Below are 25,425 nucleotides of genomic sequence, written 5' to 3'. Positions count from 1 at the left end.
CCCTTCCGCTCGCTCCTACCGTGCCCGCGTGGCGGCCCCGGCCCGGTCCTGGCGCTCCGTGGCGCCGGACTCCGTCCGCCCGGAACCGCCCCGGCCACGACCCCGGCCGTCCCTGCCGCCCCTGCCGCCACCGGTGTGCGCGCCGAGCTCGACGGCGAGCGGCGAGGCGGTCAGGACCGACGAGTACGTGCCCACGAGCATGCCGATGAGCAGCGCGAGCGCGAAGTCGGTGAGCGAGTCGCCGCCCAGCAGGGCCAGCGCGGCCAGGATGAAGATCACACCGATACCGGTGTTGACCGTACGGGGCACCGTCTGCAGGATCGCCCGGTTGGTGACCTGGGCCAGCGGCGCCTTGCCGTCCTTGCGCCACAGCTCGCGGATCCGGTCGAACACCACCACGGAGTCGTTCACCGAGTAACCGATCACGGTGAGCAGCGCGGCCAGGAACACACCGTCGACCGGTTTGCCCAGCCAGGCGAAGACGCCGGTGAGGATCACCACGTCGTGCGCCAGGGCGGCCACCGCGCCCGCACCGAACATCCAGCGGAACCGCACGGCCAGGTACAGCAGCTGGGCGCCGAGCGCCAGACCGAGCGCGATCAGCGCGTTGCGCCGCAGTTCGTCGCCGAGGCTCGGGCCGATCAGCTCGTCGCGGACCTTCTCCGCCCCGCCGCCGACCTCCGCGACGGCGTCGGCCACCTCGACCGCCTCCGCGTTGGTCAGCTCCTCGGTGCGCACCGTCAGCCTGTCGTCGCCGGAGGACTGCACGATCGCCTGCGGGAAACCGGCGTCGGCCAGCGCCTCCCGAGCCCGGTCGGGGTCGACGGCCTCACCGGTGGAGTACTCGATCAGCCGGCCGCCGGTGAACTCCACACCGAAGTTCAGCCCGCGCACCACGATGCCCGCGCCGGCGACGGCGAGCACCACGGCGGACACCGCCAGCCAGCGGCGCGGACGCCGCATCAGCTGCGGGTCGCGACGGGTGAGGTACGTACGGACCCGGCCGATCGAGGCCAGACCGGTGACCCCCGGTCGGCGGTGCACCCAGCGGCGGGCCACCGCGAACTCCGCGAACACCCGCGTGATCACCAGGGCACTGATCATGGACGCGAGCACACCGATGCCCAGCGTGACGCCGAAGCCCTTCACCGGACCGGACGCGAGCAGGAACAGCAGCGCCGCCGCGATCAGCGTGGTGACGTTGGAGTCGGCGATGGCGCTGAACGCGCCCTTGAAACCGGCGGTCAGGGCCGAGCGGCCGCTGGGCCGGTTGCGCTTGCCGTATTCCTCCCGGGCCCGTTCGAAGACCAGCACGTTGGCGTCCACCGCCATGCCGATGGCCAGCACGAAACCGGCGAGACCGGGCAGGGTCAGCGTCGCACCGAGGGCCGCCAGACCGGCGTAGGAGATCAGGCCGTAGCAGAGCAGGGCCAGCGTGGCCAGGACGCCCATCAGCCGGTAGACGACGATGATGAAGACCGCGGTCAGCGCGGTGCCGACGACGGCCGCCCAGGCGCTCGCCTCGATGGCCTCGGCGCCCAGCGTCGGGCCCACGGTCCGCTGCTCCACCGTCTCGACCGGCACCGGCAGGGCGCCGCCCTTGACCAGCAGGGCGAGTTCCTTGGCCTCGTCACTGGTGAAGGAACCGGTGATCTGGGTGGACCCGCCGGTGATGCCCGCGCCGCAGGCGACGGACGGGTCGACCTGCGGCGAGGAGATGATCTTGTCATCGAGCACGATCGCGACCCGGCGCTTCGGGTCCCCCGCCGGGTTGCAGGCGGCCTCACCGGTCAGCTTCGCCCAGCCCTTGCCGTCCTCGAAGTCCACGGTGACGTGCCAGCCGGCACCGCTCTGCGGGTCGAAGAGGGCCTCGGCGTCCTTCACGTCCTGGCCGGTCAGCGACGCGGCGGCCAGCCGGAGCCGTTCACCGGACTGCTCGTCGGGCAGGACGCGTTCGCCCTTCGCCCGAGCCTTGTCGGACTCGGTGGCGGCACCGAGCACCGCGTGCACGGAGAGCTGCGCGGTACGGCCGAGGACGTCGGCCGCCTTGCGCGGATCCTGTACGCCGGGCAGTTCGACGATGATCCGGTTGTCCCCGGAGCGGACGATGCTCGGTTCGGCGACGCCGAGCGCGTCGACGCGGCCGCGCAGCACCTCCAGGGTGCGGTCGGTGGCCGCCCCGTCGGCCTTCACGGTTTCGGTGGAACGGGTCTCCAGCACGATCTGGGTGCCGCCCCGCAGATCCAGGCCCAGACGGACCGGAACGGTGACGGCGACGAACACGGACACGGCGATCACGGCGAGCGCGAACAACGCCCTGACGCGGGCGGGACGTTTCACAGATGCCTCCAGCAGGCACGCGGAAAAGAGAGAAGAGGGGAAGCTCAGGTGCTGGAGGTCGGGGGCGGGGCGCGCCCCAGGTCCGACGGCATGTGCGCGGCGGCGGGCGGCGCGTGCCCGGCCGTCGGCGCGGGCCGGGCCGGCCGGGGCGGGACCGGCGGCGTGTGCGCCGCGGTGAAGAGCGGATGACCGGCGGGCACTGTCCGCTCACCGGCGTCCCGCTCCGGCCTGGTGAGCAGGGCGCGGGCACCGACGTAGGCGTCGTCGCCGTACGGACGGGTGTCGGACTCGTACGCCGACGGGGCGGGTGGGGCGGCGGGGACGGGTTCCGTGCCGCCGGTGCACCCGAGGGTCAGCAGCACGGCCGCGAACGCGGCGAGGGCCGCCGCGGCGGCCCGGTACGGAAGGCGGGCGGGGCGTCCCCGCCGGTCGGCGGTCAAGGCTCGACGAGCCCGGCGCGGATGGCGTAACGGGTCAGCTCGAGGCGGTCCCGCAGCCCCAGCTTGTGCAGCAGGTTCTCGCGGTGCCGCTGCACCGTCTTGACGCTGATGAACAGCAGCTCGGCGATCTCCTTCGACGAGTGGCCCTCGGCGACGAGCTTGAGCACCTCCTCCTCGCGCGGGGTCAGCAACTGCTCCGGCGCCTCCTCCCCGTGCCGCACCCGGTCGAGGTAGTTGCGGATCAGGGCGGTCACCGCCCCCGGGTACAGGAACGGCTCGTCCCGCATCGCGGCCCGGCAGGCGGCGACCAGGTCCCGGTCCGCGACGGACTTCAGCACGTACCCGCCGGCCCCGGCCTTGAGCGCCTGGAACAGGTACTGCTCGTTGTCGTGCATCGTCAGCATCAGGATGCGCAGCCCCGGCTTCAGCGCGGTCAGCTCGCGGGCCGCCTGCAGGCCGGTCAGCCGCGGCATGGCGATGTCCAGGACGGCCAGGTCGACGTCGTGGGTGCGGGCCATGGCGATCGCCTCCGCACCGTCCCCCGCCTCGGCGACCACTTCCAGGTCCGGCTCCCGGTCGAGGATGAGCCGGACGCCGCGCCGCACCAGCGCGTGGTCGTCGGCGAGCAGGATCCGGATCGTGGCGTCCGTCCGGTGGCCGTCGTGGATGTCCTGGTGGTTCATGACTGCTTCCTGGCGGTGGGAACGGTCAGCCGGATCCGGGTACCGGCCGACGGCGCGGAGGTCCCGTCGGGGCTCGAGATGTCCAGCACGGCCCCGATCAGCAGGGCCCGTTCCCGCATCCCGCGGAGCCCGGCGCCCTCGCGTGCGGCCCCGATGCCGCGGCCGTCGTCGGCCACCTCGAGGACGACGCACCCGTCGGCACCGCGCAGGCTCACCTCCACGCACCGCGCCTCGGCGTGCCGCGCGGCGTTGGTCAGGCCCTCCTGCGCCACACGGTAGATCACCAGCTCCGTCTCGTGGTCGAGAACGGGCAGATCCGAGTCGAAGCGGCGCAGCACGCGCAACCCGGTGTGCGTGGCGAACTCGGTGGCCAGCGAGGTGACCGCGCTGACCAGGCCCAGATCGTCCAGGACGCCCGGACGCAGCCGGCGCACCAGCCGGCGCACCTCGTCGAGGCTCTCCCGGGTGATCTCCTGCGCCTGCTGGAGCTCACCGCGCAGCGGCTGAGACGCCTCGTCGGCCGCCCGCTTCAGGGCCAGCAGCACGGCGGTCATGCTCTGCCCGACCTCGTCGTGCAGCTCCTGGGCGATACGGCGCCGCTCACCCTCCTGGGCGAGAATGGCGCGGGCGCTGCTCGCGACGCGTTCCCCCTCCAGCCGCTCCAGCATCGAGTTGAACGTGCTGACCAGTTCGGCGACCTCACCGCCACCGTGCACGGGCAGCCGCTGACCGGGACGCAGCAGGTCGACGGTGGTCATCAACCGCGTCACCCGGTCCAGCGGGGCGAGGCCGATGCGCAGCAGGGCCGCGTTGGCGACGAGCATGACGCCGAGGCCGCCCACCAGGATCACCGCCTCGGTCAGCAGCACCGGAACGGACACGGTCACCGGAGCCCACAGCAGCAGCGCGGTGGCGCTGCCCAGCACCACCGCGTTGAGCCCGAAGATCCGCCAGTACAGGGACACGGAGGTCACGCCTTCCTCTTTCTCGTCTGCCTCTACTGTCGGTCACCGCGCCCGCTGGTGCGGCAGCGGCCCCTCGTCCCGGCGGACACCGGCCAGCGTGCACCAGGGCCGGGCTCCGGTCGATGGGCCCCGCGCCCCATTTCCCGCGGCCCGCCCGACCCATGCCGCACGCGGTGGGTCCTCGGACCCCGCGCAGATGGGTACCGCGCCCGATGGGCGCCCAGGCGGAAACGGACGAGGGTGAAGACGTCATCCGTACGTCACCGAGGAGAACCGTCCGTGTCGCTCGACCTGCCCCGCACCGAACCCCGTACCGCCCACCCGGCCGCCGACGAGGTCCGCCGGCGCCTCGAACACGCCCGCACGACCCGGCTGGCGCAGCTCAAGGCCCTCGACGAAACCGGGCAGAGTCCCGGCGACCACCTGATGTCCAACCAGAGGGACGCCATCAAGCGCGTCCTCACGGAGATCGACGAGGCCTTCGCACGCGTCGACGACGGCACCTACGGCACCTGTCTGGGCTGCTCCAAGGCCGTACCGCCGGAGCGGCTGGAGATCCTCCCGCACACCCGGTACTGCGTCGGCTGCCAGGGCCGCGCCTGACCCCGTCCGTCCTCCTCTCCCGCTCTGCCCAAGGGGTGCAGTGGTGACCCACCAGACCATCGGCGAGCGCGACACGGTCCTCACCCCCGAGGACCTCGCCGCGCTGCGCGAGAACCTGTACGAGCAGCGGCTGTTCCGGCAGGAGCAGCTGCGGCAGTTCGCCGTCCACTCCTCGAACCGTGCCGACGACCGGCGCCGGACGGACGCCGCACAGATCGAGGTGGGCGTCAAGCTCGCGGCGTCCGCCCGCATGGTGCTCGCCGACGTCGAGGCGGCGCTCGCCCGGATGGACTCCGGGCAGTACGGCACCTGCCACCTGTGCCGCCGCGCCGTCGAACGCCACCGCCTGCTGATCGTCCCCCAGGCCCGCTACTGCGGGCGCTGCCAGCAGGTGAGGGAGGCCGGCCGGTGACCGTGATCCGGCGTTCCCTCCCGGCGCCGGTACGGCACCGGCACCGGCCGCTGTGCCGGCGCTGCTCGGGGATCGCTCTCGACCTGGGCAGCGCCCGCACACGCGCGTGGATCGCCGGGCGGGGCATGGTCCTCGACGTGCCCACCGTGACCTTCCCGGGCACCGGTGCGGTCCACCCCATCCAGCGCGGCACCATCGTCGACACCCCGGGCACGGCCCGGATGCTGGAGCGGCTGCTCGGGCACCGGCTGCCCCGGCTCGGCCGCCCGCTGGTCGTCGTCACGGCGCCGGTCCTGGACGGGCTCGCCTTCCGGACCGCCGCCCGCACGGCCGTCGAGGTCCTCCGCCCGCGCGCCGTACTGACCGTCCCGGGCGCCCGCGCGGTGGCCCTGGCGGCGGGCGCCGACCACATCCGGCCGCTGCTCGTCGTGGACATCGGCGCCCACCTCACCGAGGTGGTGCTGCTCGTGGACGGCGCGGTCACCGACGCCCGCCGCACCGCCCTGGGCACCGCCGACCTGGCCGACGGCACGCCGCCCGGCGACATCACCGCGGCGGTGGTCGGCATGGTGACCGCGATGCTGCGCCAGGACCGCACCGCGCTCACCCGCACCGCCCTGCGCCGGGGCGTCCTCCTGGCCGGCGGCGGCGCGCTGCGCCCCGACATCACCCGCGACCTCCCCGCCGGCCTCGGCTGCGCGGTGCGGCAGGTCCCGTCGCCGCACACCGCCGCCGTCCGGGGCGCCGCCGGCCTCCTCGCCTCGGCGCACCACCACCCCTCGGTCACCGGAAGGGTCTGACCGACCCGGCCGCCCGTGCCCCGCCACCGGAAGGAGCCCCGACGTGGCCGGCGAGACACCCCCGGCACAGCCGCCCCCCGGCCCGCCCCCGCGCCCCCCGCTGTGGCGCTGGCGGCACAACCCCCTGCGCCGCCGCACCGACACGCTCCAGGCCTGGTTCGGCCTCGGGGCGCTGATCGCCGTACTGGCCGTGGCCCCCGTGGCCGCCGTCCTCGTCGGCGACACCGCCCGCCGGCATTACGAGGACACCGCCCGCCACCAGAACCTGACCCGGTACGAGACGGACGCGACCCTCGTCCGGGATGCCCCGCGCCACCCCGAACCGGGCTCGGACGAGGAGAAGAAGACCCGTTACCCGGTCGAGGTCCGCGTGGTCACCCGCGAGGGGCGGACCCGCACCGCACGGGCGGAGGTCCAGCCGGGGCTGACCGCCGGCAACACCGTACGCGTCTGGGTCACCGCCGACGGCGAGGTGACGGACCCGCCGCTGACCCGAAAGGAGGTCCGCAGCCGCACCCTGGGCTGGGCCCTCCTCGCCGCCATCGGCGTCGCCCTCACCGGTGCCGCCGCCCACGCCCTGACCGGTCTGGCCCTGCGCCGCCGCAACCTCGCCGACTGGGACACGGCCTGGGCGGAGACGGCCCCGCGCTGGACGACACCGACCTGAACCGGTGAACTGCCGGAGCCTGGCAACAGGTTCGTCTCGTGCGGCCGCCCGCGCCGGCGCCGCCGGACCGCTCGCCGAGGCCGCCCGGCGGCAGGAGGTCCTGCAGGACCAGGAGAAGGTCGCCACCCGGCAGGCCGCGCTGACCGACCGCGAGCTGGACACCGAGGTCCGCAAGCCCGCCGACGCCGCCCGCTACCGGGCCGAGCAGGAGGCGGAGGCCCGCCGCATCGCCCTGGTCAAGGAGGCCGGGGCGGCCGCCGAGCGGGCCAGGCTCACCGGTGAGGGCGAGAAGGCCCAGCGTGCGGCCCTCGCCGACGCCGTACGCATCGAGGGGGACGCCGAGGCGGCCGCGATCGCCGCGAGGGGCGCGGCGGAGGCCGACGCCTTCGAGCGGTACGGGGACGCGGCCGTCCTCCAGATGCTGGTCGAGGTGCTGCCGCAGGTCGTCGGCAAGGCCGCCGAGCCGCTGGCCGCCGTGGACAAACTGACCGTCATCTCCACCGACTGACGGGCCCCTCCCGCCCGCGGAGCCCGGACGCCGAACAGGCGTCCGGGCTCCGCGGTGTTCGGATGCGTTTGCCTTCGAAACTTTCGTTCACTTGCTGATCATGTTCGATGGGTACTCGTCTTCTGTCGCGTCGCCATCTCACTCGACTGGTTCATTATCGGTGCTGAACTGGGGAAACACGGATACCTCCGTCTTCGCGATCAAGCGAAGATTTCGAAATTTCAACCGAAACTGTTGACGGTTGACGCGTGCAGACCAACACTGTCCGGCATCGACCCCCGAGCCGCACAGGAGGCGCACCACATGCACGTGTCCGCCCGACCGAGAGGCCGCAGACGCGGCCGCCTGCTGCTGAGCGTCAGAAGCGTCTGGACCATCGCGCTGGCCGCCGTCACCGCACTGCTCCTGACCGCCACCACCGCCACCGCCGCCGTCACCACGAACCAGACCGGCACCAACAACGGCTGGTGGTACTCGTTCTGGACCGACTCCCAGGGAACCGTCTCCATGGACCTGGGCTCCGGCGGCAACTACAGCACCCGGTGGAGCAACACCGGCAACTTCGTCGCCGGCAAGGGCTGGAGCACCGGCGGCCGCAAGACCGTCACCTACTCGGGCAGCTTCAACCCGTCCGGCAACGCGTACCTGACGCTCTACGGATGGACCACCGGCCCGCTCATCGAGTACTACATCGTCGACAACTGGGGCACCTACCGGCCCACCGGCGAGTACAAGGGCACCGTCACCAGCGACGGCGGCACGTACGACATCTACAAGACCACCCGGTACAACGCCCCCTCCATCGAGGGCACCAGGACCTTCGACCAGTACTGGAGCGTCCGCCAGTCGAAGCGCACCGGCGGCACCATCACCAGCGGCAACCACTTCGACGCGTGGGCCCGCCACGGAATGAACCTGGGCAACCACAACTACATGATCATGGCCACCGAGGGCTACCAGAGCAGCGGCAGCTCCAACATCACGGTCAGTGAAGGAAGTTCCGGTGGCGGTGGCGGTGGTGGCGGTGGCGGTGGCGGTGGCGGTGGTGGCAACACCGGCGGCTGCAACGCGACTCTGTCGGCCGGCGAGAAGTTCGGAGACCGCTACAACCTCAACGTCTCGGTGAGCGGCTCCAGCAACTGGACCGTGACGATGAAGGTGCCGTCCCCGGCGAAGGTCTCCTCGACCTGGAACGTCAGCGCGTCCTACCCCGACAGCCAGACCCTCGTCGCCAAGCCCAACGGCAGTGGCAACAACTGGGGCACGACGATCATGGCCAACGGCAACTGGACCTGGCCGACGGTCTCCTGCAGCGCAGGCTGACCCCCCCCACGAGGAGGACCACCGCAGATGACCACCGGAAAAGCCCCCCGGTCCCTGGTGTCGGCACTGGCCGTCGCCGCGCTGACCCTGGCGGGCACCGCCACCGCGACGCTCGACGCCGCACCGGCGCAGGCCGCCGCCTGCAACGGCTACGTCGGACTCACCTTCGACGACGGCCCGTCCACCAGCACCACCATGAGCCTGCTCAACGCGCTCAGGCAGAACGGGCTGCGGGCCACGATGTTCAACCAGGGCCAGTACGCCGCCGCCAACCCCTCCCTGGTCAAGGCCCAGGTCGACGCCGGCATGTGGGTCGCCAACCACAGCTACACCCACCCGCACATGACCCAGCTGAGCCAGGCGCAGATGGACTCGGAGATCTCCCGCACCCAGCAGGCGATCGCAAACGCCGGCGGCGGCACGCCCAAGCTGTTCCGTCCGCCGTACGGCGAGACCAACTCGACGCTGCGCGCGGTCGAGGCCAAGTACGGCCTGACCGAGATCATCTGGGACGTCGACTCGCAGGACTGGAACAACGCGAGCACCGACGCCATCGTGCAGGCCGCCTCCCGGCTCACCAACGGGCAGGTCATCCTGATGCACGACTGGCCGGCCAACACCATCGCCGCGATCCCGCGCATCGCGCAGAACCTGGCCTCCCGGGGCCTGTGCGCCGGCATGATCTCCCCGCAGACCGGCCGCGCCGTCGCCCCCGACGGTTCCGGCGGCGGGGGAGGAGGCGGCGGTGGCGGCGGCACCGCGTGCACCGCGACCCTGTCCGCGGGCAGCCGCTGGGGGGACCGCTACAACCTCAACGTCTCGGTGAGCGGCTCCAGCGACTGGACCGTGACGATGAAGGTGCCGTCCCCGGCGAAGGTCTCCGCGACCTGGAACGTCAGCACCTCCTACCCCGACGGCCAGACCCTTGTCGCCAAGCCCAACGGCAGCGGGAACAACTGGGGGGTGACGATCCAGACCAACGGCAACTGGACCTGGCCGACCGTCTCCTGCAGCACGGGATGAGCCAAGGGCGAGCCGCGGCGCACACCCCGCCGCGGCTCGCCCCGTGTCCGGTCAGAGGTGGTCGCGGAACCAGTCGGCGGCGAGCCCGGCGACCTGTTCCAGCGCGCCGGGCTCGGGAAAGAGGTGGGTCGCGCCGGGCACCACGTGGACGTGGTGCGCCGCGGACAGCCGGCCGGCGGCCTCACGGTTGAGGCCGAGGACCGTCTCGTCGTCACCGCCCACGACGAGCAGCACCGGGCACGCGACCAGGCCGAGCGCGTCGCCCGCCAGGTCCGGGCGCCCGCCCCGCGACACGACCGCCGAGACCCGCTCGGGGCGCTCGGTGGCGGCCACCAGTGCCGCCGCCGCTCCCGTACTGGCCCCGAACAGGCCCACGGGAAGGTCCATGCTGTCCGGGCGCCGCTCCAGCCAGTCGACGGCATGCGCCAGCCGCCGGGCCAGCAGGCCGATGTCGAAGCGGTGCCGGCCCGTCGCGTCGTCCTCGAGCTCCTCCTCCCGGGTCAGCAGATCCAGCAGCAGCGTGCCGAACCCCGCCCCCTGCAACGCGTCGGCGACCGCCCGGTTGCGGGGGCTGAGCCGTGAGCTGCCGCTGCCGTGCGCGAACAGCACCACTCCGCGCGCCCCGGTGGGGATGACCAGGTCCCCGGACAGGGCTGCCGCACCCGAGGGGACCGTCACGGACTCGGAGACCATGCCCGGTCACCTCCTCAGTCGGTGTCGTCGGCGGCACGTCCGGCGGGCAGCAGGTTGCCGATGTCCCTGGGCAGCGCGGCGACCAGCTTCTCCGTCAGCTCCGGAGTGAGGGCCGCGTCGAGCACTTCCAGTACGGCGGCGGCCTCGCGCACGGCCGCGTCCTCGTCCGTCTCCGCGCGGCCGGCGATCCGGCCGGCGAACGTCGTCAGGTCGAAGCGCTCGCCCGAAGTGGTCTGCCGCATGGGCGCGGCCAGGGTCGGCGGCAGCTGGGCTGCCACATGGCCCGCCAGCCCGGACGGCAGCCGCTCGGCCAGCGTGCTCAGCACCGCCCGGGTCGCCTGCTCGGACGTTCCCCGGTCCGGCAGCCGAGTGAGAGCCTGCACTTTCCCGATGAACTCGTCGTGCTGCATGAGGCGCTGTCCTTCCCCATGGTGCGGTCACCCGCATGGTGCGGTCACCCGCGGTGGTCGATGGTCGGGCGACGGGCGAGTACCCGGAACGGGCGCGCACCAACGAACGCCGGTTTGTCACCGGCGCCGGCGGCTACCCGGCCGACACGACCATGGCGGAGGAGGCGTCCGGCGTGCGTGACCCACGTGCCGACCCCACCCGCGAACCGGTCTCCCGGGCCCGCTCCGGAACGATCGGCCGCCGCTTCCCGCGGACCGGCACCGAGCCGGTCACCGCGCGGAGCCCGCTGCGGCTGCGCCTGCTGCTCGCCGCGGTCTTCCTGCCCCTCTTCCTCGCCGGCACCGCGCTGTTCGGCACCTGGGCCGCGCGCTCCGACGCCGGCGACAGCCCCGGTCGGGGCCCGCTGGTCCTGCTCGCCGTCGTCTGCGGCGTGCTCGCGCTGACGGCCCTCCTGGACCTGATGGCCGTACTGCGCCGTCTGCGACGGGAACGGGGCACCGCCGGCCGAGCCCGCTGACCGGTTCCCGGTGACGCCCCGCGGTGTCGCGGACACCGGCTGTGGACGGTCGTGGACGCACCGGGCCGGGTCCCCTCCGTCCCGGATCCGGGACGGAGGGGACCCGGCCGTCCGCGACAGGGCCGTCACCGGCCGGCGGCGCACCGGCCGCGAGTGACCGAGCCGCAGGCAGGCCGCGCGGCTCACCCGCGTCGCCCGCCGGGATCAGCGGTCCAGCTCGTCCTCCACCGGCGGTTTCGGTACGTCACGCAGGTGCTGGGACTGTCCCTGCCTGCCGCCCGCACGGGCCTGCTCCGCCCGCTGCGCGGGACTCAGGCCGAGGTCGGAATCGGGGTCCACGCGCACCGACCGGGCCACCTCCTCACGATTGGCGTACTGCTCGGCGGGAATGCCGCGCAGCGCCTTGACCACATCCGGTGAGGCGCCCGACCGGCTGGCCGCCTGGACCAGGTCGTCCTTGCCGGCCGGGAAATCGACGTCCTTGATGGCGCTCACCACGTCCCGGGCGCTCGTCCTGTGGGCCATGGCTCCTTCTCCCTCATCGCGGTACTGGGACCTCCCGGGTAACCGCCATCACCCCTCCCTCACCTCCGCGCAGGCCCCGCTACGACGACTCCCGCACCACCAGCTCCGTGGGCAGCGTCCGCTGCTGCCGGGGTTCGCCCCGCTGGGTGATGCCGGTGAGGATCAGGGCCATGGTGCGGCCGATCTCCTCCACCGGCTGGCGCACCGTCGTCAGGGGCGGGGCGGTGTGGCGGGCGAGGACGGAGTCCTCGTAGCCGACGACGGCGACATCGCCGGGCACCTGCCGTCCCCGCCGGCGCAATTCGGCCAGGGCGCCGACCGCCATGAGGTCGGAGGCGGCGAAGACGGCGTCCAGGTCCGGGGCGCGTTCAAGTAGCGAACACATGGCCCGGCAGGCGCCCTCCTCCGTGAAGTCGCCCTCCTCGACCAGGAGTTCGTCCGCGGGTACCCCCGCCTCGCGGTGCGCGGTGCGCCAGCCGGCGAGCCGGCTGCGGCCGACGTCCATGTCCAGCGGGCCGGTGATCGTGGCGATCCGGGTCCGGCCGCGGTGCAGCAGGTGCCGTACCGCCGCGGTCGCGCCCCCGGCGTTGTCGGAGTCGACGTAGCTCAGCCGTTCGCCCGCGTCGCGACGGCCGGCCAGCACGGTGGGCAGGCCCATCTCCTCCAGCATGCCCGGCAGCCGGTCGTCGGCGTGCACGGAGACCAGCAGCACGCCGTCCACACGGTGCGTGGCCACCGTCTCGGTGAGCCGGTCGCGCTCGGCCTGGTCGCGGACGAGCATCAGCTGCAGCTGGGTCCGGCTCTCCGCGAGGGCGCCGCTGACGCCCCGGATCAGCGCGGCGAAGAACGGTTCCGAACCGAGCCGGCTCTCCGACTCCGGGATCACCAGGGCCACCGCGTTGGTGCGGTTGGTCACCAGGCCGCGGGCGACCGAGTTGGGGACGTAGTTCAGCTCCTTGATCGCGGCCAGGACCCTCGCGCGGGCGTCGGCACTGACCAGGTCCGAGCCGTTGACGACGCGGGAGACCGTGGTACGGCCCACGCCGGCGCGGGCCGCGACCGTTTTGATGGTCGGACGGCGGTTGCCGCTCATGTGCTCCCCCCTGGGCGGCCGCGGCGGCGATGCCCGCCGCGGAGGTGACCTGCGGCAATTCTTGCAGACGCCGCCGTCGGCACAGCACCCCCCGGGGGCGGGACGGCGGACGCGGGGCCCGGTGCGGGACGACGAGTTGGTTTCAAGTTATTGACAGACCTATCCGCTAGCCGTGAGTCTTCGTTGCGCGGTGGGAACGTGCCCACCCCGGAATGGGCACGTTCCCATCCTTATCAGAGCCGCTGTAGTCATCGCAGAACTCGTCACTCCGGTGTGTCAGCGCCGTCGCTAGGAGGAGATCCATGGGCACTTACGGTTCGTTGCGCAGGAAGGCGGTGGCGACAGCCGCGGCCGCCGGCGCGCTGGCACTGGTCGTCGGCTGCAGCAGCAGCGACGACTCGGTCACCGGCGGTGGCAAGAAGGACGGCAAGGTCACCATCACCATGGGCCTGTACGGCGTGATGGGCCTCAAGGAGACCGGCCTTCTCGAGCAGTACGAGAAGGAGAACCCCGAGGTCGACATCAAGGCCGAGATCGCCGGTGACGAGCAGACGTACTACACCGCGCTGCAGACCAGGCTCGCCGCCGGCAACGGCCTGAAGGACATCCAGGGCATCGAGATCGGCCGGGCCAAGGAGATCACCGAGACCCAGGCGGACAAGTTCGCGGACTTCGCCGGCATGGCGGGCACCGACCACTTCCTGCCCTGGAAGGAGTCCCAGATCAGCACCGCGGACGGCAAGGTGCTGGGCCTGGGCACCGACATCGGCCCGATGGCCGTCTGCTACCGCAAGGACTACTTCGAGCAGGCCGGCCTGCCCACCGACCGCGAAGAGGTCGGCAAGCTGTGGGAGGGCGACTGGAAGAAGTACGTCGAGGTCGGCCGCACCTTCAAGAAGGACTTCAAGGGCGACAAGGTGGCGTTCACGGACTCGGCCAGCGGCCTGTTCAACGCCATGGTCTACGGCTACCCCGAGCAGTACTACGACGAAAAGGGTGAGCTGATCTACGACAAGAACCCGGCCGTCAAGGAGGCATGGGGCCTTGCCTCCGACGCCGCGGAGGAGGGGCTGACCGCCAAGCTCCGCCAGTTCCAGCCGGGTTGGGACCCCGGCCTGGCCAACGGCACGTTCGCGACCGCCGTCTGCCCGGCCTGGATGCTCAGCCACATCAGCGAGAAGGCCGGTGCGGCCAACAAGGGCAAGTGGGACGTCGCCAGGGCGCCCAAGGGCGCCAACTGGGGCGGGTCCTTCCTCGGTGTGGTCGAGAAGAGCCCGGTGAAGGAGGAGGCCAAGAAGCTCGTCGCCTGGCTGACCGCGCCGGAGCAGCAGGCCCACATCTTCAAGGAGATCGGCAACATCCCGTCCTCCGAGAAGGCCCTGGAGAACGCCGATGTGAAGGACGCCAAGTCGGAGTACTTCGACAACGCCCCGATCGGCCAGATCTTCGGTGCCGCCGCGCAGGAGATCCCGGACAAGCAGGTCCTCGGCCGCAAGGACGGCACGATCAAGGACACCTTCTCCCAGGGCCTGGCCCTGGTCGAGCAGGGCACCTCGCGCGACGAGGCGTGGAAGACCACCACGGAGCGCATCGAGAAGGCGGTCGGCTGACCCGACGCCCGCCGCGGCCGCCCGGGCCCGTTCGGCATCCCGCCGACGGGCCCGGGCCCCGGCTCACCCATCCGCTCTCAGGAAGGAAGTCCGGTGGCCACCTCCACCACCAAAGCCCTGACCGGCGAGGAGCCGCCGGCCCCGCCCGGCACGTCGGGCGGCGAGAAGACCGCCCGGCGGCGCAGCGCGCTGCTGCACCGTCTGGACGTCAAGGGCGCGCCGTTCGCGTTCGTCGCCCCCTTCTTCATCGTCTTCGCCGCGTTCAGCTTCTACCCCCTCGTCTACACCTCGTGGATCTCGCTGCACGACGTGGAACTGGCCACCCTCGACGTCATGGAGTGGGTGGCGTTCGACAACTACGTCGAACTCTGGGGCGACTCGCGGTTCTGGAACGCGCTGCAGAACACCATCACCATCGGCATCATCTCCACGGTGCCGCAGCTGATGATGGCGCTCGGCCTGGCGCACCTGCTCAACTACCGGATGCGCGCCTCGCTGTTCTTCCGCGTGGCCTCGCTGGTCCCGTACGCCACCTCGGTCGCCGCCGCCGCGCTCGTCTTCACCATGATCTTCGAGCGTGACTTCGGCATGATCAACTGGGCGCTCGGCTCGGTCGGCATCGACCCGGTGGACTGGGAGGCCGACAAGTGGCCCGCCCAGGTGGCGATCTCCACCATCGTCATCTGGCGCTGGACCGGCTACAACGCGCTGCTCTACCTGGCCGCCATGCAGGCCATCCCGGCCGAGCGGTACGAGGCGGCGTCCATCGACGGAGCGTCCCGGTGGAAGCAGTTCACCCACGTGACCATCCCCGGCATCCGCTCCACGATCGTCTTCACCATCGTGCTCTCCACCATCGGTGCCACCCAGCTGTTCGGTGAGCCGCTGATCTTCGGCCAGGGACCCAACGGCATCACCGGCGGCGCCGACAACCAGTACCAGACGCTGGGCCTGCTGCTGTACGAGGAGGGCTGGAAGAACTACCAGATGGGCCGCTCGGCGACCGTCGCCTGGGCGATGTTCATGCTGCTCGTCCTCGCCTTCGCGGCGCAGCGCCTGATCAAGCGCCTGCGTTCCCGCACGTCCTGACCTGGAGTCACGATGACCACCAACAGCCTCCCGGTCCGGACGGAGACCCCGGTCCGGACCCCCGTCGAGAAGCCGGCCGGCCGCGCCGGCCGCCGGCTGCTGCGCCAGGGCGCCGGCCGCCAGCACCACGCCGGCCCGCTCGCCTACGTCCTGCTCGTCGTCATGGCGGTGCTGTCGATCTTCCCGCTGTACTGGACGATGGTGGCGGCCTCCACCGACAACACCCGGGTCAGCCAGACACCACCGCCGTTCCTGCCCGGCCCGAACCTGTTCAGCAACCTCGCCCGGGCCTGGGACGAGGCGGCGATGGGCAAGGCCATGATCAACAGCCTGATCGTGGCCGGCGTGATCGCCCTGTCCACGGTGATGTTCGCGACGCTGGCCGGATTCGCCTTCGCCAAACTGCGGTTCAAGGGACGCAACATCCTGCTCATGCTGGTGATCGGCACCATGATGGTGCCGCCGCAGCTCAGCGTCGTACCGCTGTTCATGATGATGTCCGAGCTGGGCTGGTCGCAGCAGCTGCCCGCCGTCATCTTCCCCACGCTGGTGAGCGCGGTCGGCGTGTTCTTCATGCGGCAGTACCTGTCCGAGGCCCTGCCCGACGAACTCGTCGAGGCCGGACGCGTCGACGGGGCGCACTCGCTGCGGATCTTCTGGAGCATCGTGCTGCCCGTGGCGCGGCCCGCGATGGCCGTCCTGTTCATGATCACGTTCGTGCACGCGTGGAACGACTTCTTCTGGCCGTTCGTGGTGCTCGACATGACCAACCCGACGGTCCCCGTCGCCCTCACCCAGCTCAGCGCGGGCTACGTCCGCGACCAGTCGCTGATCATGGCGGGCGCGCTGCTCGGCACGCTGCCGCTGCTGGCGATGTTCATCGTCTTCGGCCGCCAGATCGTCAGCGGCATCATGGCCGGCGCCGTCAAGGGCTGACCCGCCGCACCCGGGCCCGCACCCCGCCCCCACCCTGCCCCCCACCAGGCACCCGCCTGCGAACCCCCTTACCCCGAAAGGACTTACGTGGTCACCGCACAGCAGACCGCGTCCGCCCCGGACGCCGCCCGCACCTTCCCCAAGGGCTTCCTCTGGGGCTCCGCGACCGCCTCCTACCAGATCGAGGGGGCCGCCGCCGAGGACGGACGCACGCCGTCCATCTGGGACACCTACGCCCGCACCCCGGGCCGGGTCCGCAACGGAGACACCGGTGACATCGCCACCGACCACTACCACCGCTGGCGCGAGGACGTCGCCCTCATGGCCGAACTCGGCCTGGGCGCCTACCGGTTCTCCCTGGCCTGGCCCCGGATCCAGCCCACAGGGCGCGGCCCCGCCGTGCAGAAGGGACTGGACTTCTACCGGCGCCTCGTCGACGAGCTGCTGGACAAGGGCATCCAGCCCGTCGCCACCCTCTACCACTGGGACCTGCCGCAGGAACTGGAGGACGCCGGCGGCTGGCCCGAGCGCGCCACGGCCGAACGGTTCGCCGAGTACGCGGCCCTCGCCGCGGACGCCCTCGGTGACCGGGTGAAGACCTGGACCACCCTCAACGAGCCCTGGTGCAGCTCCTTCCTCGGCTACGGCTCCGGCGTGCACGCCCCCGGCCGCACCGACCCGGTCGCCGCGCTGCGCGCCGCCCACCACCTCAACCTGGGCCACGGCCTGGCCGTCCAGGCGCTGCGCGACCGCCTTCCCGCCGCCGCCCAGTGCTCGGTCACCCTCAACATCCACCACGTCCGCCCGCTCACCGGCAGCGACGCCGACGCCGACGCGGTCCGCCGGATCGACGCGCTCGCCAACCGGGTCTTCACCGGCCCGATGCTGCAGGGCGCCTACCCGGAGGACCTGCTCAAGGACACCGCCGCGCTCACCGACTGGTCCTTCGTGCGCGACGGCGACCTCGAGCGGATCCACCAGCCGCTGGACTTCCTCGGTGTCAACTACTACTCGCCCACCGTCGTCTCCGAGGCCGACGGCACCGGCACCCACACCTCCGACGGACACGGCAACAGCGTCCACAGCCCCTGGCCGGGCGCCGACAAGGTCGCCTTCCACCAGCCGCCCGGCGACACCACCGCCATGGGCTGGGCCGTCGACCCCACCGGCCTGTACGACCTGCTGCGCCGGCTGTCGTCCGACTTCCCGAAGCTGCCGCTGGTCATCACCGAGAACGGCGCCGCCTTCGACGACTACGCCGACCCCTCCGGGAACGTCAACGACCCCGCGCGGATCGCCTATGTGCGCGGCCACCTGGCCGCCGTCCACCGGGCCATCGTCGACGGCGTGGACGTGCGCGGCTACTTCCTATGGTCGCTGCTGGACAACTTCGAGTGGGCCCACGGCTACGGCAAGCGCTTCGGCGCCGTCTACGTGGACTATCCGACCGGCACCCGCATCCCCAAGGCCAGCGCCCGCTGGTACTCCGAGGTGGCCCGCACCGGCGTCCTGCCCGGCGTCTGACCGGACGGGCGCGGTGGCGCGCGCTGCGCCCATGCCCCCCGCGCCGTGTGCCGAGGACCAAGTGATCCCCGGTACGGCACAGGAGGCGGGCGGCGCCCCGGCGACGAGGAGAAGGTTCCGGTGGCGCCGCCGGAACGGGGGACCGGTCCACGCACCGGTCCCCCGGGGGTGAGCCGATTCCTCAGGCGGTCGTGCCGAGCAGGAGGCGGGAGCGGGCGATCGGCGAGACCGCCTCCGCCGGGGCTTCCGTCACCCCGCCGACTTCAGCCGCGCCTTCCGGCGCTCCTGCGGAATCTCCCCCGGCGACCACCGGCACGCGGCCCGAACGGAAATCGCGCAACGTTTCGGCTCGATCGACCGGGGGCGGGACTCGCATGCCTTCACTGCCGGGGGCTGACGGCGCATGAGACGGCTCATACGCCGAGGCGGCGTGATTCCGGGAGGCCTCGAAACATTCGAACCTCCCTTGCGTTCCTCGGCCTCGCCCCACCGCCCTCCAGGCCGCACCCACCGGCCGCGCGAGACGGTGGGCGGCACGCACGGGAGCCGCGTCCCCGGCCCGGCCTCGTGCCGACACGGCGTCGCACGCCGGGCCGGCCGCCCTTCAGCGGCCCGCCCCGCGTCCCTCACGCCTTCTTGGGCGGAGCCGTGCTCTGCCGCACCACCAGGTGTGTCGCCAGTTCTATGCGCTGGGCGGCCGTGCCGGGATCGTCCGGGCGGAGCAGCATCCGGGCGGCCTCCTCGGCCATGTGCCGCAGCGGCTGGTGGACCGTGGTGAGCGGCGGGCTCGACCACTGCGCCAGTGGCACGTCGTCGTAGCCGACCACCGACAGGTCCTCCGGCACGCGCAGGCCCTTGACCCGGGCCGCCTCCAGCACGCCGAGCGCCTGGAGGTCGCTGCCCGCGAAGACCGCCGTGGGCCGGTCCGGCCCCTCCAGCAGGTCCATGGCGTGCTCGAAGCCGCCCTGCACGTGGAAGTCGCCGAAGCGCATCAGCCGCGGATCGGCCTCCAGACCCGCCATCGCCATGGCCGAGCGGTAGCCGTCGAGGCGCGCCAGTGAGCACAGTACGTCCTCGGGCCCGGTGATGATCGCGACCCGTTCGTGCCCCTGCTCGGTGAGATGACGGGTGGCGGCGAGACCACCGGCCCAGTTCGCCGAGCCGACCGAGGGCACGTCCGGGTCGGGGTCGCCCGCCGGGTCGATGACGACGAAGGGGATGGCCGCCGCCCTGAGCCGCCGCTTGACGTCCTCCGGGAGCGTGGAGAAGACCAGCACGACGCCCAGCGGCCTGCGCTGCAGCACGCCCGGGAGCCATTCCGGCGCGGGCGTGTGCCGGGTGCCGCTCTCGGTGAGCACCACCGTCGCGCGGTTCTCCCTGGCGACGTTCTCCACGCCCCTGATCAGCTCCATCGCCCAGATGCTGTCCAGTTCGTGGAAGACGAGCTCGATGAGCGGGGAGCGGGACGCCGCCTGGGCGCGCCTGCGGTAGCCGTGGACCTCCAGCAGCCGCTCCACCTTGGCCCGGGTCGCGCGGGAGACGTCCGAACGGCCGTTGAGGACCTTCGAAACTGTCGGCATCGAAACGCCGGCCTCTTTCGCGACCGCGGCCAGGGTTACTCTGCCACTTGCCTCGTCGTCATCGTGCATACCCGCAGGATAGGGCACCGCGCGACGATAACGGTTTGGGTGAGTACGGTTCCGACCGTTGACCGAAACACGGGTCTGACCTACTGTCCCACGGCATGGACTTTCGGTGATGATGCCGAAACTTTCGAAAGGCGAACGATGAAGACACGTGCGCGCTTGCCCAGACTGGTCGCCTGCGGTGCGACGCTCACCCTCGCACTGAGCCTCTCGGCCTGTGGCGACGGGAACGGCGGGGCGTCGGCGAACGACGGCAAGATCCATGTCCTGGTCTACGGGGACGCCACCAACAAGGTCGAGAAGCAGATCGTCGACACGTTCAACAAGACGTCCGACGTCAAGGTCGTCCTCGACACCATCCCCGGTGCGGACTACCAGAAGAAGCTGCAGACGATCATCAACACCCCGCAGGCCCCGGACGTCTTCTACAACTGGGGCGGCGGCAGCATCAAGCCGTTCGTCAAGGCCGACCTGCTGATGCCGCTCGACGACTTCATCAAGAAGAACCCGGACCTGGAGAACAAGTTCCTGCCGTCCGTCTTCAACAACGCCGTCGTCGACGGCAAGCCGTACGGCATCCCGATGCGCGGCACCCAGCCGGTCCTGCTCTTCCACAACAAGGAAGTCCTCGACGAGGCGGGCATCAAGCCGCCGAAGACCTGGGACGAGCTGCTCGACGCGGTCGAGAAGCTCAAGGACGCGGGCGTCACGCCGATCGCACTCGGCGGCGGCGACGTCTGGCCGACGCAGATGTGGTTCCAGTACCTCTTCGACCGCATCGCCGGTCCGGAGCTGTTCGCGAAGGCCGTCGGGGGCGACAAGAGCGCCTGGGAGAGCCCGGACGCGAAGAAGGCCCTGGACAGGATCAGGGAGCTCGTCGACGCCGGCGCCTTCGGCAAGAACTACGACTCCGTCAAGTACACCAACGGCGGCTCGGTCCAGCTGCTGGCCTCGGGCAAGGCCGGCTTCGAGCTGATGGGTTCCTGGTACTACTCCCAGCAGCTGACGGACCACCCGGAGTTCGCCGAGAAGAGCCTCGGCTACACCGCCTTCCCGACCGTCGAGGGCGGCAAGGGCGACCCGACCAACGTCGCCGGCAACACCAACAACTACTACTCGGTGATGAAGAAGACCAAGCACCCCGAGGCCGTTGCCGAGTTCCTGAAGCTCATGTACTCCGACGAGTTCGTCAAGGCGCAGCTGGAGATCGGCAACCTGCCGACCACGACCAACACCGACAAGTTCATCGAGACCGCGGGCAACGCCGAGTACTCGCGCTTCCAGTACGACCTGGTCGCCGACGCCCCGTCGTTCCAGCTCTCCTGGGACCAGGCGTACCCGCAGAAGGCCAGCTCGGACATGCACAAGGCCATCCAGCAGTTCTTCAACGGACAGCTCGACACGGACGGCTTCATCAAGGCCATGCAGGCCCTCCCCACCGAGTGACGAACGGCTCATGACCACAAAGATCACGAGCGCCCGGCCCGCCTCGTCCGCAACGAAGGTGGGACGCCCCGGCTTCGCCTGGGCGCTGCCCGCCGCAGTGTTCTTCGCCCTCTTCGCGATCACCCCGCTGATCATGGTGGCGGTGCTGTCCTTCATGACCTGGGACGGGCTCAGCTCGCCCGAGTTCGTCGGCATGGACAACTGGTCGCGCCTGATGGACGACCCGGTGATGCTCAAGAGCATCTGGCTGACCCTGCTCCTGACCGTGCTCGGCGTGGTCATCCAGACGCCGCTGAGCATCGTGCTCGGCGTCTGGGCCGCCGGTCACCAGCGCAACCGGGCCGTACTGTCCGTCATCTACTTCATCCCGCTGCTGCTGTCCGCGACGGCCGTCTCCGTGCTCTGGCGGGCGCTGCTCGACCCGAACTTCGGCATCCCGGCCGAGGCCACCTGGCTCTTCGGCGACGGCAACCTGTTCGGTGAACAGGCCACCGCCATCGGCGTGCTGGCGTTCGTCAGCACCTGGCAGTTCACCCCGTTCCACACCCTGATCTACCAGGGCGCCGCCCGCGCGATCCCCCAAGTGCTCTACCAGGCCGCGGAGATCGACGGAGCGGGCCGCTACCGGCAGTTCTTCCACATCACGCTGCCGCAGCTGCGCAACTCGATGATCACCTCGATGATCCTGATGATCGTCGGCGGCCTGACCACCTTCGAGACGGTCCTCATCCTGACCCAGGGCGGCCCCGGCACCGACACCACCATCAGCGCCTACTACATGTACGACAAGGCGTTCAAGAGCTTCGACTACGGCACCGGCTCCGCGATCGCCCTGGCCCTGGTCGTCGCGTCCACGATCATCTCGCTGATCGTCGTCCGGGTCTCCGGCTACGACAAGATGCGCAGCTCCATGGAAGGTGTGTCATGAGGCGCCGACCGAACTACGTGGCCGGCGTCGGCTCGCTCTTCTGGCTCTTCGTCGTCGGCCTGCCGCTGTACGTGATGCTCGCCGCGACCCTGCGCACCCGCCAGGACTACGCCGAGAACGGCCCGGTCTCCATCCCGGACAGCTTCACCCTGGACAACTACACCGGCGCCTTCGACTCCGGCTTCGGCCAGTACTTCTTCAACACGCTCGTCGTCACCGCCTGTGTGATCGGCATCGTGCTGCTGCTGGTCCCGCCGCTCGCCTACGCGATCGTCCGCAGCCGCGGCCGGGCCACGTCGGCGATCTTCCGGCTGTTCCTGCTCGGCCTCGCCATCCCGGCCCAGGCCGTCATCGTGCCGATGTTCTACCTGATCAGCGAGGCCGGGCTGTACGACAACCTGCTGGGTGTCATCCTGCCCACGGCCGCGTTCTGCCTGCCCATGTCGGCACTGATCCTCAGCGGCGCGATGCGCGACATCTCCCCGGAGCTGTACGAGGCCATGGCCATGGACGGCGCCACCCCGCGGCGCATGTTCTTCCAGCTCGTCCTGCCGCTGTCGAGGGGCGGACTGTCCACGATCGTGGTCTTCTCCGCGCTCCAGGCCTGGAACGGCTTCCTGTTCCCGCTCGTCCTGACCCAGTCCGAGTCCACCAAGGTCGTCACCCTCGGCCTGTACAACTTCCAGACCGAACACGGCATCGACATCCCCGGTCTGCTGGGAGCCGTGGTGCTGTCCATGGTGCCCATCCTGCTCGTCTACCTGTTCGCCCGTCGCGCCCTGGTCCAGGGTCTGATGGGCGTCGGAGGAAAGTGACTGCCGACGTGGCCGTAGAGACCACCCCCGAAATCCCCCTCTGGAACGACCCCTCCCACCCCGTCGCCGCCAGAGTCGACGCGCTGATCGGCGCGATGACCCTTCAGGAGAAGATCGCCCAGCTGTACGGCGTGTGGGTCGGCGCGTCCGCCAACGGCGGCGAGGTCGCCCCGCACCAGCACGACATGGAGGAGGCCGTCGACCTCGACGCGCTCCTTCCCAGCGGACTGGGCCAGCTGACCCGCCCCTTCGGCACCGCACCCGTCGACCCGGCGCTCGGCGCGCTCTCCCTGCTGCGCACCCAGTCCCGCATCACCGCGGCGGGCCGCTTCGGCATTCCCGCCGTCGCGCACGAGGAGTGCCTGGCCGGCTTCGCCGCCTGGGGCGCCACCGCCTACCCCGTCCCGCTGTCCTGGGGCGCCACCTTCGACCCGGACGCGGTGCGCCGGATGGCCGCCGCCATCGGCCGCGACATGCGGTCCGTCGGCATCCACCAGGGCCTCGCCCCCGTCCTCGACGTGGTCCGCGACGCCCGCTGGGGCCGGGTGGAGGAGACCATCGGCGAGGACCCCTACCTCGTCGGCACCATCGGCACCGCGTACGTCCAGGGCCTGGAGTCCGCCGGGATCGTCGCCACCCTCAAGCACTTCGTCGGCTACTCGGCCTCCCGCGCCGGACGCAACCTCGCCCCCGCGCCCATGGGCGCCCGCGAACGGGCCGACGTCCTGCTGCCGCCGTTCGAGATGGCGATCCGCGAGGGCGGCGCCCGCTCCGTGATGCACTCCTACACGGACACCGACGGCGTCCCCGCCGCGGCCGACGAGAGCCTGCTGACCGGACTGCTCCGCGACACCTGGGGCTTCGACGGCACCGTCGTCGCCGACTACTTCGGCATCGCCTTCCTCAAGACCCTGCACGGCATCGCCGGAGACTGGGCCGAGGCCGCGGGCGCCGCGCTGAAGGCCGGTGTCGACATCGAGCTGCCCACCGTCAAGACGTTCGGCGCGCCGCTCGCCGAGGCCGTCACCGCCGGCCGCGTCCCCGAGGAGCTCATCGACCGCGCCCTGCGCCGCGTCCTCGGCCAGAAGGCGGCGCTCGGCCTGCTCGACCCGGACTGGAGCCCGGTGCCGCCCGCGCTCGACGGCGTGGACCTGGACGACCCGGACGCCCTGCGCGGCAAGATCGACCTGGACCGGCCCGAGAACCGGGAACTGGCCCGTGAGATCGCCGAGAAGGCGGTCGTCCTGCTCACCAACGACGGCACCCTGCCGCTGGCCCGGCCCCGCCGCATCGCCCTGGTCGGCCCCAACGCGGCCGAGGCCACCGCCGTACTGGGCTGCTACTCCTTCCCCCAGCACGTGGGCGTGCAGCACCCGGACGTCCCGGTCGGCATCGACCTGCCCACCCTGCGGGACACCCTGGCCGCCGAGTTCCCCGACGCGGAGATCACCGCCGTCCGCGGCACCGGCGTCGACGACGGGGACCTCTCCGGCATCGGCGAGGCGGTGGACGCGGCCAGGGACGCGGACATCGTTATCGCGGTCCTCGGCGACCGCGCGGGCCTGTTCGGCCGCGGCACCAGCGGCGAGGGCTGCGACGCGGAGTCCCTCGCCCTGCCCGGCGCCCAGCAGCACCTGCTCGACGCGCTGCTCGACTCCGGCACGCCGGTGGTGACCGTCCTGCTCGCCGGGCGGCCGTACGCGCTCGGCCGCGCCGTCACCGAGTCCTCGGCGATCGTGCAGTCCTTCTTCCCCGGAGTCGCGGGCACCCACGCGATCGCCGGTGTGCTCAGCGGCCGCACCAACCCCTCCGGACGGCTTCCGGTCAGCGTGCCGCGCGGCCCGGGGTCCCAGCCGACCACCTACCTCGGCGCACGCCTCGCCCAGCTCAGCGAGGTGTCCAACATCGACCCGACGCCGGCGTTCGGCTTCGGCCACGGCCTGACGTACACGACGTTCGCCTGGAGCGACCTCGCCGTGGACGCGCGTGAGGCGGGCACGGACGGCGAGTTCACCCTCGCCCTCACGGTTCGCAACACCGGCGAACGGCCCGGCACCGAGGTCGTCCAGCTGTACCTGCACGACCCGGTCGCCTCCGTCGTCCAGCCGGTGCAGCGGCTCGTCGGTTACGCCAGGGTGGAGCTGGAGCCGGGGGAGTCCCGCCGCGTCAGCGTCACGGTCCCGGCCGACGTGGCGTCCTTCACCGGACGTGACGGCCGCCGGATCGTCGAACCCGGTGACCTGGAACTCCGCCTGGCCGCCTCGAGCACCGACGCACGCCTGACGGCGACGGTCACCCTGACCGGCCCGGAACGCCGGGTGGACCACACCCGCCGCTTCCACGCGTCCTTCACCCAGGAGCCGGTGGAACAGGGCTGAGCCGGATCCGACACAGCCCCCGGCCGGTCCGTACCGGTCGGGGGCTGTTT

General features: G+C 71.6%; 24 protein-coding genes and 1 pseudogene. 16 read left to right on the top strand and 9 right to left on the bottom strand.

All coding sequences use genetic code 11. The features are described 5' to 3' along the window. Window positions 1-15: 15 nt before the first annotated feature. The 4 genes from secD to KUM38_RS40495 are packed head-to-tail and all read right to left on the bottom strand — an operon-like array spanning window position 16 to window position 4,437. Complete coding sequence (gene secD / locus KUM38_RS40510; RefSeq protein ID WP_217137146.1) at window positions 16-2,340, bottom strand: protein translocase subunit SecD; 2,325 nt, start codon at window positions 2,338-2,340, stop codon at window positions 16-18. Between the two features lie 44 nt (window positions 2,341-2,384). Beyond that, on the bottom strand, window positions 2,385-2,780 hold the full coding sequence (locus KUM38_RS40505; protein ID WP_217137145.1) for a hypothetical protein: 396 nt from the start codon (window positions 2,778-2,780) through the stop codon (window positions 2,385-2,387). Further along, on the bottom strand, window positions 2,777-3,463 hold the full coding sequence (locus KUM38_RS40500; protein WP_217137144.1) for a response regulator transcription factor: 687 nt from the start codon (window positions 3,461-3,463) through the stop codon (window positions 2,777-2,779). Before KUM38_RS40500 ends, KUM38_RS40505 begins: the two co-directional genes overlap by 4 nt. Continuing rightward, on the bottom strand, window positions 3,460-4,437 hold the full coding sequence (locus KUM38_RS40495) for a sensor histidine kinase (RefSeq protein WP_217137143.1): 978 nt from the start codon (window positions 4,435-4,437) through the stop codon (window positions 3,460-3,462). Before KUM38_RS40495 ends, KUM38_RS40500 begins: the two co-directional genes overlap by 4 nt. 270 nt (window positions 4,438-4,707) lie before the next feature. Between KUM38_RS40495 and KUM38_RS40490 the strand changes: the two genes are divergently transcribed. The 7 genes and pseudogenes from KUM38_RS40490 (at window position 4,708) to KUM38_RS40460 (ending at window position 9,764) form a co-directional block, all read left to right on the top strand. Beyond that, window positions 4,708-5,031, top strand: a complete 324-nt coding sequence (locus KUM38_RS40490) for a TraR/DksA C4-type zinc finger protein (RefSeq protein WP_217137142.1) — start codon at window positions 4,708-4,710, stop codon at window positions 5,029-5,031. Between the two features lie 43 nt (window positions 5,032-5,074). Continuing rightward, window positions 5,075-5,443: a TraR/DksA C4-type zinc finger protein gene (locus KUM38_RS40485; protein WP_217137141.1), complete on the top strand. Its 369-nt coding sequence runs from the start codon at window positions 5,075-5,077 to the stop codon at window positions 5,441-5,443. Next, entirely contained in the window at window positions 5,440-6,243 is an 804-nt protein-coding gene (locus KUM38_RS40480; protein WP_217137140.1) for a rod shape-determining protein, read from the top strand. Before KUM38_RS40485 ends, KUM38_RS40480 begins: the two co-directional genes overlap by 4 nt. Window positions 6,244-6,286: 43 nt before the next feature. Continuing rightward, complete coding sequence (locus KUM38_RS40475) at window positions 6,287-6,910, top strand: hypothetical protein (protein WP_217137139.1); 624 nt, start codon at window positions 6,287-6,289, stop codon at window positions 6,908-6,910. 31 nt (window positions 6,911-6,941) lie between these two features. After that, a pseudogene (locus tag KUM38_RS40470) lies at window positions 6,942-7,415 on the top strand (flotillin domain-containing protein); the annotation flags it as partial. Window positions 7,416-7,721: 306 nt separating this feature from the next. Beyond that, complete coding sequence (locus KUM38_RS40465; protein WP_217137138.1) at window positions 7,722-8,741, top strand: glycoside hydrolase family 11 protein; 1,020 nt, start codon at window positions 7,722-7,724, stop codon at window positions 8,739-8,741. A 27-nt stretch (window positions 8,742-8,768) separates the two neighbouring features. Further along, window positions 8,769-9,764, top strand: a complete 996-nt coding sequence (locus tag KUM38_RS40460; protein ID WP_217137137.1) for a polysaccharide deacetylase family protein — start codon at window positions 8,769-8,771, stop codon at window positions 9,762-9,764. A gap of 51 nt (window positions 9,765-9,815) precedes the next feature. Here the strand turns inward: KUM38_RS40460 and KUM38_RS40455 are convergent, their stop codons facing one another. Both KUM38_RS40455 and KUM38_RS40450 read right to left on the bottom strand, forming a co-directional pair. Continuing rightward, entirely contained in the window at window positions 9,816-10,457 is a 642-nt protein-coding gene (locus KUM38_RS40455; RefSeq protein ID WP_217137136.1) for a dienelactone hydrolase family protein, read from the bottom strand. Window positions 10,458-10,471: 14 nt separating this feature from the next. Next, window positions 10,472-10,867: a DUF2267 domain-containing protein gene (locus KUM38_RS40450; protein WP_217137135.1), complete on the bottom strand. Its 396-nt coding sequence runs from the start codon at window positions 10,865-10,867 to the stop codon at window positions 10,472-10,474. 152 nt (window positions 10,868-11,019) lie between these two features. Here KUM38_RS40450 and KUM38_RS40445 point away from each other — a divergent pair, with 152 nt between their 5' ends. Further along, a complete protein-coding gene (locus KUM38_RS40445; protein ID WP_217137178.1) occupies window positions 11,020-11,385 on the top strand; it encodes a DUF6343 family protein in 366 nt (121 codons plus the stop codon). 204 nt (window positions 11,386-11,589) lie between these two features. Here the strand turns inward: KUM38_RS40445 and KUM38_RS40440 are convergent, their stop codons facing one another. Continuing rightward, window positions 11,590-11,910 carry a DUF2795 domain-containing protein gene (locus tag KUM38_RS40440; RefSeq protein WP_217137134.1) on the bottom strand — a complete coding sequence of 107 codons (321 nt, stop codon included), beginning with the start codon at window positions 11,908-11,910 and terminating at the stop codon, window positions 11,590-11,592. Window positions 11,911-11,989: 79 nt separating this feature from the next. Next, window positions 11,990-13,003: a LacI family DNA-binding transcriptional regulator gene (locus tag KUM38_RS40435; RefSeq protein WP_217137133.1), complete on the bottom strand. Its 1,014-nt coding sequence runs from the start codon at window positions 13,001-13,003 to the stop codon at window positions 11,990-11,992. 302 nt (window positions 13,004-13,305) lie between these two features. Between KUM38_RS40435 and KUM38_RS40430 the strand changes: the two genes are divergently transcribed. The 4 genes from KUM38_RS40430 (at window position 13,306) to KUM38_RS40415 (ending at window position 18,162) form a co-directional block, all read left to right on the top strand. Next, complete coding sequence (locus tag KUM38_RS40430; protein WP_217137132.1) at window positions 13,306-14,613, top strand: ABC transporter substrate-binding protein; 1,308 nt, start codon at window positions 13,306-13,308, stop codon at window positions 14,611-14,613. Between the two features lie 93 nt (window positions 14,614-14,706). Next, complete coding sequence (locus KUM38_RS40425; protein WP_217137131.1) at window positions 14,707-15,702, top strand: carbohydrate ABC transporter permease; 996 nt, start codon at window positions 14,707-14,709, stop codon at window positions 15,700-15,702. 12 nt (window positions 15,703-15,714) lie between these two features. Beyond that, window positions 15,715-16,638, top strand: a complete 924-nt coding sequence (locus KUM38_RS40420) for a carbohydrate ABC transporter permease (RefSeq protein WP_217137130.1) — start codon at window positions 15,715-15,717, stop codon at window positions 16,636-16,638. A gap of 87 nt (window positions 16,639-16,725) precedes the next feature. Next, window positions 16,726-18,162: a GH1 family beta-glucosidase gene (locus KUM38_RS40415; RefSeq protein WP_217137129.1), complete on the top strand. Its 1,437-nt coding sequence runs from the start codon at window positions 16,726-16,728 to the stop codon at window positions 18,160-18,162. Between the two features lie 626 nt (window positions 18,163-18,788). Here the strand turns inward: KUM38_RS40415 and KUM38_RS40410 are convergent. Beyond that, window positions 18,789-19,811 carry a LacI family DNA-binding transcriptional regulator gene (locus KUM38_RS40410; RefSeq protein WP_217137128.1) on the bottom strand — a complete coding sequence of 341 codons (1,023 nt, stop codon included), beginning with the start codon at window positions 19,809-19,811 and terminating at the stop codon, window positions 18,789-18,791. A 138-nt stretch (window positions 19,812-19,949) separates the two neighbouring features. Here KUM38_RS40410 and KUM38_RS40405 point away from each other — a divergent pair, with 138 nt between their 5' ends. The 4 genes from KUM38_RS40405 to KUM38_RS40390 are packed head-to-tail and all read left to right on the top strand — an operon-like array spanning window position 19,950 to window position 25,375. Continuing rightward, window positions 19,950-21,254, top strand: coding sequence for an ABC transporter substrate-binding protein (locus KUM38_RS40405; protein ID WP_217137127.1), 1,305 nt, complete (start codon window positions 19,950-19,952; stop codon window positions 21,252-21,254). A gap of 10 nt (window positions 21,255-21,264) precedes the next feature. Beyond that, window positions 21,265-22,182 (top strand): carbohydrate ABC transporter permease, encoded by a 918-nt coding sequence (locus KUM38_RS40400; RefSeq protein ID WP_217137126.1) that lies wholly within the window; start codon window positions 21,265-21,267, stop codon window positions 22,180-22,182. Continuing rightward, window positions 22,179-22,997, top strand: coding sequence for a carbohydrate ABC transporter permease (locus KUM38_RS40395; RefSeq protein WP_217137125.1), 819 nt, complete (start codon window positions 22,179-22,181; stop codon window positions 22,995-22,997). The genes KUM38_RS40400 and KUM38_RS40395 overlap by 4 nt, the downstream gene beginning before the upstream one ends. After that, window positions 22,994-25,375, top strand: a complete 2,382-nt coding sequence (locus KUM38_RS40390) for a glycoside hydrolase family 3 N-terminal domain-containing protein (RefSeq protein WP_217137124.1) — start codon at window positions 22,994-22,996, stop codon at window positions 25,373-25,375. Before KUM38_RS40395 ends, KUM38_RS40390 begins: the two co-directional genes overlap by 4 nt. The last annotated feature ends 50 nt before the right edge of the window (window positions 25,376-25,425 follow it).

It is taken from the genome of Streptomyces sp. AC558_RSS880, from assembly GCF_019049255.1.
Classification (GTDB): Bacteria; Actinomycetota; Actinomycetes; order Streptomycetales; family Streptomycetaceae; genus Streptomyces.
Note: the sequence above shows the minus strand (reverse complement) of the source record. Positions and strands in the feature narration are given on the sequence as shown.

What these genes read in the sequence shown, in the direction of transcription:
- KUM38_RS40455 (WP_217137136.1), bottom strand. Translation starts at nt 10,457, where the DNA reads ATGGTCTCCGAGTCCGTGACGGTCCCCTCGGGTGCGGCAGCCCTGTCC.
- KUM38_RS40500 (WP_217137144.1), bottom strand. Translation starts at nt 3,463, where the DNA reads ATGAACCACCAGGACATCCACGACGGCCACCGGACGGACGCCACGATC.
- KUM38_RS40445 (WP_217137178.1), top strand. Translation starts at nt 11,020, where the DNA reads ATGGCGGAGGAGGCGTCCGGCGTGCGTGACCCACGTGCCGACCCCACC.
- KUM38_RS40450 (WP_217137135.1), bottom strand. Translation starts at nt 10,867, where the DNA reads ATGCAGCACGACGAGTTCATCGGGAAAGTGCAGGCTCTCACTCGGCTG.
- KUM38_RS40435 (WP_217137133.1), bottom strand. Translation starts at nt 13,003, where the DNA reads ATGAGCGGCAACCGCCGTCCGACCATCAAAACGGTCGCGGCCCGCGCC.
- KUM38_RS40420 (WP_217137130.1), top strand. Translation starts at nt 15,715, where the DNA reads ATGACCACCAACAGCCTCCCGGTCCGGACGGAGACCCCGGTCCGGACC.
- KUM38_RS40465 (WP_217137138.1), top strand. Translation starts at nt 7,722, where the DNA reads ATGCACGTGTCCGCCCGACCGAGAGGCCGCAGACGCGGCCGCCTGCTG.
- KUM38_RS40400 (WP_217137126.1), top strand. Translation starts at nt 21,265, where the DNA reads ATGACCACAAAGATCACGAGCGCCCGGCCCGCCTCGTCCGCAACGAAG.
- KUM38_RS40405 (WP_217137127.1), top strand. Translation starts at nt 19,950, where the DNA reads ATGAAGACACGTGCGCGCTTGCCCAGACTGGTCGCCTGCGGTGCGACG.
- KUM38_RS40395 (WP_217137125.1), top strand. Translation starts at nt 22,179, where the DNA reads ATGAGGCGCCGACCGAACTACGTGGCCGGCGTCGGCTCGCTCTTCTGG.
- KUM38_RS40430 (WP_217137132.1), top strand. Translation starts at nt 13,306, where the DNA reads ATGGGCACTTACGGTTCGTTGCGCAGGAAGGCGGTGGCGACAGCCGCG.
- KUM38_RS40460 (WP_217137137.1), top strand. Translation starts at nt 8,769, where the DNA reads ATGACCACCGGAAAAGCCCCCCGGTCCCTGGTGTCGGCACTGGCCGTC.
- KUM38_RS40440 (WP_217137134.1), bottom strand. Translation starts at nt 11,910, where the DNA reads ATGGCCCACAGGACGAGCGCCCGGGACGTGGTGAGCGCCATCAAGGAC.
- KUM38_RS40410 (WP_217137128.1), bottom strand. Translation starts at nt 19,811, where the DNA reads ATGCACGATGACGACGAGGCAAGTGGCAGAGTAACCCTGGCCGCGGTC.